At 45.4% G+C, this 9,276-nt stretch carries 10 protein-coding genes; 6 read left to right on the top strand and 4 right to left on the bottom strand.

The annotated features are described in order from the left end of the window. Positions 1-41 precede the first annotated feature (41 nt). A complete protein-coding gene (locus ACFI6L_RS06170; RefSeq protein WP_014950457.1) occupies positions 42-884 on the bottom strand; it encodes a mechanosensitive ion channel family protein in 843 nt (280 codons plus the stop codon). 908 nt (positions 885-1,792) lie between these two features. Here ACFI6L_RS06170 and ACFI6L_RS06165 point away from each other — a divergent pair. The 4 genes from ACFI6L_RS06165 (at position 1,793) to ruvX (ending at position 4,732) form a co-directional block, all read left to right on the top strand. Then, positions 1,793-2,521 (top strand): 16S rRNA (uracil(1498)-N(3))-methyltransferase, encoded by a 729-nt coding sequence (locus tag ACFI6L_RS06165; protein WP_348671034.1) that lies wholly within the window; start codon positions 1,793-1,795, stop codon positions 2,519-2,521. A 138-nt stretch (positions 2,522-2,659) separates the two neighbouring features. After that, on the top strand, positions 2,660-3,613 hold the full coding sequence (gshB, locus tag ACFI6L_RS06160; protein WP_049586041.1) for a glutathione synthase: 954 nt from the start codon (positions 2,660-2,662) through the stop codon (positions 3,611-3,613). A 128-nt stretch (positions 3,614-3,741) separates the two neighbouring features. After that, positions 3,742-4,308, top strand: coding sequence for a YqgE/AlgH family protein (locus tag ACFI6L_RS06155; RefSeq protein WP_061095728.1), 567 nt, complete (start codon positions 3,742-3,744; stop codon positions 4,306-4,308). Further along, complete coding sequence (gene ruvX / locus ACFI6L_RS06150) at positions 4,301-4,732, top strand: Holliday junction resolvase RuvX (RefSeq protein ID WP_014980071.1); 432 nt, start codon at positions 4,301-4,303, stop codon at positions 4,730-4,732. The genes ACFI6L_RS06155 and ruvX overlap by 8 nt, the downstream gene beginning before the upstream one ends. Before the next feature lie 312 nt (positions 4,733-5,044). Here the strand turns inward: ruvX and ACFI6L_RS06145 are convergent, their stop codons facing one another. The 3 genes from ACFI6L_RS06145 to ACFI6L_RS06135 form a co-directional block, all read right to left on the bottom strand. After that, positions 5,045-5,362, bottom strand: coding sequence for a putative signal transducing protein (locus tag ACFI6L_RS06145; RefSeq protein ID WP_039227917.1), 318 nt, complete (start codon positions 5,360-5,362; stop codon positions 5,045-5,047). A 140-nt stretch (positions 5,363-5,502) separates the two neighbouring features. Further along, on the bottom strand, positions 5,503-6,615 hold the full coding sequence (locus ACFI6L_RS06140) for a PilT/PilU family type 4a pilus ATPase (protein WP_014977241.1): 1,113 nt from the start codon (positions 6,613-6,615) through the stop codon (positions 5,503-5,505). A gap of 8 nt (positions 6,616-6,623) precedes the next feature. Next, entirely contained in the window at positions 6,624-7,667 is a 1,044-nt protein-coding gene (locus ACFI6L_RS06135; RefSeq protein WP_014950464.1) for a type IV pilus twitching motility protein PilT, read from the bottom strand. A 27-nt stretch (positions 7,668-7,694) separates the two neighbouring features. Between ACFI6L_RS06135 and ACFI6L_RS06130 the strand changes: the two genes are divergently transcribed. Further along, a complete protein-coding gene (locus ACFI6L_RS06130) occupies positions 7,695-8,381 on the top strand; it encodes a YggS family pyridoxal phosphate-dependent enzyme (RefSeq protein ID WP_278344348.1) in 687 nt (228 codons plus the stop codon). Between the two features lie 70 nt (positions 8,382-8,451). After that, positions 8,452-9,273: a pyrroline-5-carboxylate reductase gene (gene proC / locus ACFI6L_RS06125; RefSeq protein WP_278344347.1), complete on the top strand. Its 822-nt coding sequence runs from the start codon at positions 8,452-8,454 to the stop codon at positions 9,271-9,273. Positions 9,274-9,276 lie beyond the last annotated feature (3 nt).

Raw genomic sequence — 9,276 nt, 5'->3', positions numbered from 1 at the left:
ACGCTGCGAAATGCAGCGTTTTTTGTTTGAAACCAACGAAATTATTCGCTGTCTGCTTTGTGAAGATGTACATCCATTTGTGGGAATGGAATTGAAATACCCTCTTCATCAAAACGCAGTTTAACGTTTTCAGTGAAGTCGAATTTAACACCCCAGAAATCGGCAGAATTCACCCATGGACGAACAATAAAGTTCACGCTGCTGTCCGCCAGTTCAGATACTGCAATTTTAGGCGCTGGCTCTGCAAGAATACGCTCATCAGCCGCCACCATTTCTTCAAGAATTCTTTTCGCTTTGAGAAGGTCAGCGTCGTAACCAATACCAACAACCATGTCTACGCGACGCGTGTCTCTTGCTGAATAGTTAGTGATGTTGCCACCGTAAATATTGCCATTGGGAACAATAATTTCTTTGTTGTCTGGTGTGTTCATTGTTGTAGTGAAAATACCAATCTTAACAATCGAACCAGCAGTACCTGCAGCTTCGACAAAATCACCCGCTTTAAATGGTTTGAAAACCAGAAGCATTACGCCAGCTGCAAAGTTCTTAAGCGAGTCTTGCAATGACAAACCAATAGCTAAACCAGCAGCACCTAATATAGCAACTAATGACGTTGTATCTACGCCTAGCTGATCAAGCGAAGCGACAATAACAAACAGCATTAGAATGGCGCTAAGGATAGCTTCCAGGAAGTCCACTAGCATGTTGTCGTATTTAGACTTGGCCATTAGGCGTCTAAATACAGATAAAATGAAACCAACTACGATCCTACCTATTACATAAATCGCGATTGCCATCAGAATGTTAATCCCCCACGGGATGGCGTAATCGTTTATGTACCTTTCAACATCGCTTGCAGAAAAAAGCGAAAGTTTTTCTTCCATAATATGGTCCTTGTCATGGTTAGTTGATAATTGCTGAAATACGGTAGCAGCTATTTGATTTAAGACCAATATAATATGGGCTCAAACACAGTAAATTTGCTCTAAAGTCTAAGCTACATGGGTATTTAAAAGCGTTAGCATTATACAAAAGTAGAGGAAGTTCATTTGTTTTACTTTAGGATCCACTGTCCTTTCTTGTACATTTTTGCAGCGGTTTGCTGGCCATCTAAGCAAGGCGGGTGTTTGACGGTTTAGTGGCTCTAAATCGACAAGTTTCTATGCCGTATAGGTGGCACACAGGCGCTAGAATGAAAAAACAAAAAATGAACACTTTATATTCGCTTGTCACACGCTTGTCACTCAACAAGCGCATCCTTCAGCACGAAGCTTAAATGCGCTTTGTGTTTTTTTTCCATTTTTTGGAAGTTACCGAGTTATAAGACATTTTTTTTGATGATTTTTTAGCCTCAAAGTTTTAGACTAAAGTCTCATGAAAGTTGACTGTTCACTACGCCTCATCAGTGTGTGTTGAGCAACTTCATGAAGGAGCTTTAGCAAACTATGTCACGTAAAGGATTAACGCATGTTGCTTCTCATAACCCTGTTTTCGGTGGTTTTGTGTTTATTTTTATATTCACTGCGCACCGATAAAGGAAAACATACTAAGTACGCAAGAGCGGACTACCGCCCAGCAGCCCAATCGAAGTCTTCATCCAACGTGTTGAAATCTACTTCGAGAAACTCTTCGCCTTCCGCGGCCTAGAGAGTGAGTCATGTGATTCTTAAATAGGCAGCATGCTGTCGTTTGCGTAAGTTTTTGCATATTTACTTACGCGATGTTGTCGACAGCATTGCAACCTGTATCCACACACGTATTATACGCGTTAAAACTACACATCTGATTTGTTATGCGTATACCAAGAGTTTATTACCCCAACCCAGTCCCGTTAGAACAAGAGTTTGAGTTAACTGAAGACGCCGGTCATCACATCGCGACGGTACTGCGCATAAAGCCCAATCGCCCTATTGTGCTTTTTAATGGCGACGGCAATGAATACAGTGCGCAAATTATTAGCGTTCAAAGAAAAAAAGTGACGGTTGAAGCCGACGCTTGTTTATCGCTAGCGAAAGAGTCCCCGCTTCATTTGCACTTAGGTCAAGGGGTATCTAAAGGCGATAGAATGGATACCGTGCTACAAAAAAGCGTGGAACTTGGCGTATCAGAAATAACGCCCGTCATCACTGAACGCTGTACGGTTAAACTCGACGAGTCGCGCTGGGAAAAGAAAATTCAGCAATGGCAGAAGATCATTATTGGCGCCTGTGAACAAAGCGGTCGCAACATTATTCCCGCGCTCAACGCCCCGGTTAGTCTTAATCAATGGTTGTCGTCTTCAACCAATACCACAAGATTAGTTCTCGCACCTGGCGCAGAGCAAAGCTTGGCAAGACAACCTTATAATGCTCAAGGCTTTCGTTTGCTTATTGGCCCTGAAGGTGGGTTATCTGAAACAGAAATTCATCAGGCAAACGAAAACGGTTATCAGTCGGTAAGTTTGGGCCCACGTATTTTGCGCACCGAGACAGCGGCAATTACAAGCCTAAGTATTCTTCAAGCTCAGCACGGCGACTTCTAAGTCAGTATTTTAGGCAGCTATATAGCAAGCATAGTGCTAGCTCAGTAACTTGAAGAATTCAGGTGTGCCCCCATATATGATTACAATCAGCTGGGCCATCTGAGCCGGCATTTTATCAACATTCAAGGTGAAAACATTATGCAATATACCGTTGGCGTAATTATGGACCCCATCGCGAGCATTAAGCCACATAAAGATACAAGTTTTGCGATGATGCTTGAAGCTCAGCGCCGCGGTGCAAAGGTTGTATATTTTGAATTAAAAGACCTGTATTTAGACAATGGTAAGCCTATGGGTTTAGGTAAAACCGTATCGGTCAAGGATCAAGCTACAGATTTCTACACCATTGAAGACGAGTCTACGTTGTATTTAGGCGACGTTGATGTGTTACTCATGCGCAAAGATCCTCCCTTTGACAGCGAGTTTTTGTATGCGACTCAGGTGCTGTCGCTTGCGCAGGACGCGGGAGCGCTAGTTGTAAATAACCCTCAAGCGCTTCGCGACTACAACGAGAAGCTGTTTACGTCGTACTTCCCAGAACACATTCCCAATACCTTAGTCACGAACAACCAAGCGCTTATCCGTGAGTTTCACGCCAAGCACCAAGACATTATTTGCAAACCCTTAGACGGTATGGGTGGCGCGTCTATCTTTAGAGTGAAGCCTGATGGCAATAACTTAGGCGTTATTATTGAAACCCTAACCAAGTTAGGCACGCGCTACATGATGGTACAAGAGTACCTTCCAGAGATTAAAGACGGCGATAAGCGCGTACTCATCGTTGACGGTGAAGTCATGCCGTATTGCTTAGCGCGACTGCCTACAAAAGGGGAAACCAGAGGTAACCTAGCCGCTGGCGGTACAGGACGCCCTCAGCCAATCTCAGATTCTGACCGCGCCCTAGCCGAAGCCATCGCGCCAACGCTCAAGGAAAATAACATTTTATTTGTAGGACTTGATGTTATTGGCAGCAAAATTACTGAAATAAACATTACTAGCCCAACTTGCGTAAGAGAAATAGAAGCAGCTTACGATGTTAATATAATGGGTGCGCTGTTTGACGCCATTGAAAAGCGCTTAGCCAGTAAATAAAGTAAGGTTGTATTGGTAACACAGTGCAGTTCGTATCGTAAAAAGCAAATATGAGTGGATAGAGCGCCTTTAGCTTCAATAGTGTAAAGGCCCTCACAGAGCAAAAGATAGTAGATAAAAGACAAACTATGACGGAATTAAAAAGCCTACAAAATCATTTTCTGGTCGCGATGCCTAGTTTGGACGATCCGTATTTTTCTCGCTCACTCATTTATATTTGTGAACACAACGCTGAAGGTGCTATGGGTATTGTAGTAAATCAACCCTCTACCATGAACGTGAAGCAGCTTCTTGAACAGACTGATAAAGAACTCACTGTGTCTGACGACAAAGCAGAGCAAATCGTGCTGGCTGGCGGTCCTGTAAGCCAAGAGCGAGGATTTGTGCTGCACTCGTCGCAAAGAGAGTGGGCATCTAGCTTAAAGCTTGCACCAGGGGTTATGGTGACCACCTCCAAGGACATTTTGACTGCTATTGCCAATGATGAAGGCCCTGAAGACGTTTTGATTGCTTTGGGGTACGCGGGCTGGACAGCCGGTCAGCTTGAGAGGGAAATGCAGGAAAACGCATGGCTCACCATAGAAGCTGACGAAGAAATTCTGTTTAACACGCCTATGCACAAGAAATGGCAAGCAACAGTAAATAAACTCGGTGTGGATGTATGGCAGCTAGCACCGGGAGCGGGGCATGCCTGATATAGGAAATCGTACGGTACTTGCGTTTGATTTTGGTACCAAAAGCATTGGCGTGGCGGTAGGTCAGGAAATTACCGGTACGGCTTCCCCTCTTGCAGCGCTGAAGGCACGAGACGGTATTCCTGACTGGACGTTAATAGAAAAGCTTTACGAAGAATGGCAACCGCATATCGTGGTGGTGGGTTTACCGCTTAATATGGATGGTACTGAGCAGGAGATGACTCAACGCGCCCGCAAATTTGCAAACCGTCTACATGGGCGTTTTAAAGTGGCCGTTGACACCTGTGATGAGCGACTGACTACCACAGACGCTAAAGCCATGCTGTTTGAGTTAGGTGGCTATAAGAAACTGACTAAAGATAAGGTTGATAGTGTGTCGGCATGCGTAATATTCGCTAGCTGGAGCGAGAGTCAGTACGAATAATTGTTAGGGCCTGTTGACCTTTGTATGCTGCTAGGGCCTGTTGACCTTTGGTGTACGAATTTTGGTCTAAATGGAAGCCTTTTAATCGCGAAACAGTCCTGCAAGCCTAGCGGGCTAAGTTAAAGGACTGTGACAAAGAGTAAAAGGCTTCCATAACGACCCCTTCGGGCAGCGCCTTTGTGCCATCTTTACTGCGTTGAATGTTCTCGATTTAGAACCACTAAACCGTCAAACATTCGCCTTGTCTAGATGGCACACAGACCGCTGCAAAAATGTACAACAAAGGTCAACAGGCCCTAGCTCTTGCTATTATTACTTTTCTGCCCCACACTGCCAGCAGACATCAAAAGCAGCGCCGTTTTGTTCACTGCACTCACCACAAATCCAGTCTTCACTAGATACTGCCTTATCGTTTGATTTCTGAATGAAGAGCTCAATAACTTTCGACGCTCTTGCATACCAGCTATCGTCAACAAGCCACACTTCCTGCTGAGAATCTTGCCAAGGCAGCTCTCCGATTGCGCCACTGGCAAACTCATTTTTTACCATATAAGGAATAGATAAAGCATCAAGCTCGCTGCGAACCGCTTGAAGTTCAAAAGCGTCTTGTGAAGTGAAGAGTTTTTTCAATGGCTACCCTCTTGTTAAACACAAAAGCAGCCCGTGGGCTGCTCATCATGCGAGAAAAACGTGTCTCTCTACTGCTTTATTTCAGTAAGCGTTTCAAATGCAGCTCCCCCTAAAGGGATTTCAGCATAAAGCGAAAGCAATTAGTCATCCATATCAATAGATACATTTGACAGTGTACCTAAGCTAGAACCGTCGCTGGTATCAAGCTTGATCATTAAGCGCAGGTCATTAGGCGAGTCGGCGTGGTGCAGCGCTTGGTCCATATCAATCTTACCCGCTTTGTACAAATCATACAGCGCCATATCAAAGCTCTGCATGCCCTGCTCTTTGCCTTTTTTCATTGCTTCTTTTAACGCGCCTATTTCATTGCGCTGTATTAGGTCGCGCACTAGCGGCGAATTAAGCAGTATTTCTATTGCCGCAACCCTACCCTTGCCGTCTGGCGTAGGTACTAGTTGCTGCGCAACAATGGCGCGGATGTTTAAGCTTAAGTCAAAGCGCAACTTATCGTGCTGATCTTTCGGCGCTAAATGCATAATACGTTCAATAGCTTGGTTCGCGTTGTTAGCGTGCAGCGTAGCCACACACAAATGCCCTGTATCAGCAAACGACATGGCATATTCCATGGTTTCCATTGAACGAATTTCACCAATAAGAATGACATCAGGTGCCTGACGTAGCGAACTTTTAAGGGCGTCGTCGAAAGACTGAGTATCTATGCCCACCTCGCGCTGGGTAATAACACAGTTTTTATGCTCGTGCACAAATTCAATGGGGTCTTCAATAGTCAGTATATGCCCGTGCGAATTTTCATTTCTATGCCCAATAAGCGCAGCCAGTGACGTGGACTTACCCGTGCCTGTTCCACCTACAAATAGAACAAGACCGCGTTTAGCCATAATAATTTCTTTTAATACTCGCGGCAGACCCAAATCATCAGCTTTCGGAATTTGAGTAACGATGCGGCGAATCACCATGCCCGCTTGGTCACGCTGCCAAAATGCGGAGCAGCGGAAACGACCAATGCCCTCTCGTACTATGGCGAAGTTACACTCTTTGGTGGTGTGAAACTCATTCTGCTGTTTTTCGGTCATCGCTTCGTGAACCAGCGCCAGCGATGCCTCTTCCGATGTTGCACTTTCCGTCACTGGCGTAAGTTTGCCGTTAATTTTGGCGCTTACGGGGAATCCCGCCGTTACGAACAAATCCGATGCGTTGGTATCGACCATTTTTTGAAGTAATGAATCTAACATGATGGCCTCTAGAAACTGTTCATCGACTGTTTATCAACTGACTTTGCAGCGGCGTCTTGTTTAGTAATAACACCCATCGCCACTAAGCGCTGAAGACACTGATCCATGGTTTGCATACCATGAGCCTGACCCGTTTGAATAACCGAGTACATTTGCGGCACTTTATCTTCGCGAATAAGGTTACGAATAGCGGGGATCCCCACCATAATTTCATGGGCAGCAACCCGGCCTCCGCCTACTTTCTTAAGCAGAGTTTGTGAAATTACCGCGCGCAATGATTCAGACAACATAGAGCGCACCATGGCTTTTTCTTCTGCCGGGAAAACGTCAATGATGCGGTCAATGGTTTTTGGTGCAGAGTTGGTGTGTAGTGTGCCGAATACTAAGTGGCCGGTTTCAGCAGCTGAAATGGCAAGGCGTATGGTCTCTAGGTCACGTAGCTCACCGACTAGAATAACGTCAGGGTCTTCACGAAGCGCCGAGCGCAGTGCGTTATTAAACGAGTGCGTATCGCGGTGTACTTCCCGCTGGTTTACCAAGCTAAGCTTGTTGTCGTGCACGAATTCGATAGGGTCTTCAATGGTAAGAATATGTTCACGCTTGTGGGTGTTGATATGGTCGACCATGGCCGCAAGCGTGGTACTTTTACCCGAGCCGGTGGCACCTGTCACAAGTACAATGCCGGTAGGCTGATTTATAATTTCCTTGAAAATTTCAGGCGCGCCAAGGTCGTCTAAGGTTAATACTTTACTGGGGATAGTACGTAATACTGCCGCAGCGCCTCGGTTTTGCACAAACGCGTTAACACGAAAGCGCGACAAGCCATTCACTTCGAAAGAAAAATCGGTTTCCAGGTTTTCTTCGTATTCTTTGCGCTGCATGTCATTCATAATCTCATAAACGAGACCATGTACTTGCTTATGATCGAGGGCTGGCACGTTCAGTTTACGCATTTCGCCATCTACACGAATTATTGGTGGTAGGCCCGCTGATAAGTGTAAATCTGAGGCGTTATTCTTAACACTGAAAGCCAAAAGTTCGGTAATATCCACAACCACTTCTCCAAAACAAGGTGAATAATGCAAACAATAGCAGAAAGACTAGATTCCGCACGAAAAGGAATAGACCAAGCCGCTACCAGTGCATATCGTCCACCAAATTCCGTAAAATTGCTAGCGGTTAGCAAAACAAAACCCGTATCAGATATCATGGAAGCGTATGAAGCCGGACAACGTATGTTCGGCGAAAATTACGTGCAGGAAGGTGTTGAAAAGGTTCAGGAACTTTCTCACTTAAGCGATATAGAGTGGCACATGATTGGTCCAATCCAATCGAATAAAACCAAAGTGGTAGCCGAACACTTTGATTGGGTTCAGTCTGTAGATAGAGAAAAAATTGCTCGTCGCTTAAACGAACAGCGGCCTGACTCAATGCCGCCGTTAAACGTGTGCATTCAGGTTAATATTGATGACGAAGAGAGTAAGTCAGGGGTAGCCCTAAGTGAATTAGATGCGCTAGTGGAGTTTATTAACTCTCAAAAGCACCTGACCTTGCGTGGACTAATGGCCATTCCCAAAGCTGATCCTAGTGAAGAACAACAGCGCGCCACACTGTCTAAGCTAAAAGAATTATTCGACCACTACCATACATCATTGAGTAATTTTGATACCCTATCCGTAGGAATGAGTAGTGATATGACAGAAGCGATTCAACACGGGTCGACTATGGTGCGCATCGGTACCGCTATTTTCGGTAAGCGAAACTAGCGCGCTAACCCAACGGATAGCGCTTCGCCTCGCTACACAGACTTAAACGCAACCAACAAATAGGATTTACATGCAACAGAAAAAATTAGCATTTATTGGCGCGGGTAACATGAGCCGCAGCATCATCAGTGGTCTTATCAAATCTGGGTACGCGAAAGAAAACATCCTTGCGGCAAACCCTTCCACACCAAAGTTAGACGGCCTGAAGGCCGAGTTTGGTATTCACACCACACAATCTAATGATGAAGCCTGCCAATTCGCTGATGCCATAGTCCTTGCGGTAAAACCACAAATAATGGGCGATATGTGCGGCGAGCTTCAGAAAAACAATGACCTTTCGGGCAAGTTGTTTATGAGCATTGCAGCTGGGCTGCCGGTAGCCAGATTGCAAGAAATGCTAGGTGGTGAATACCCTGTTGTTCGTATTATGCCAAACACCCCGAGCTTGTTAGGCAAGGGCATGTCTGGGATGTATGCCGACGACACGGTTTCTGAGTCAAACAGGCAATACGTTGACGATGTAATGAACAGCGTTGGCGAAACCGTTTGGGTAGATAAAGAAGAGGGTATTAACGGTGTTATCGCCGCAGCGGGCAGCAGCCCAGCTTATTTCTTCTTGTTCTTACAAAATATGCAGGAAGAAGCCATGAACATGGGCTTTGACAAAGCGCAATCTCGCTTAATGGTTCAACAAGCCATGTTAGGCGCAGCCGAAATGGTTTGTAACAACCCAGACCTTGAATTAAGCGAGCTTCGTGCCCAAGTTACGTCTAAGGGCGGCACTACCGCAGAAGCCGTTAACACTTTCATTAATGAAGGTTTAAAAGATATTGTCAGCAAGTCGATGCGCGCCGCCGTAGCACGTGCTGAAGAAATGGCAAAACAGCTATAACGT

Source organism: Alteromonas sp. G4i35 (genome assembly GCF_054960375.1).
Note: the sequence above shows the minus strand (reverse complement) of the source record. Positions and strands in the feature narration are given on the sequence as shown.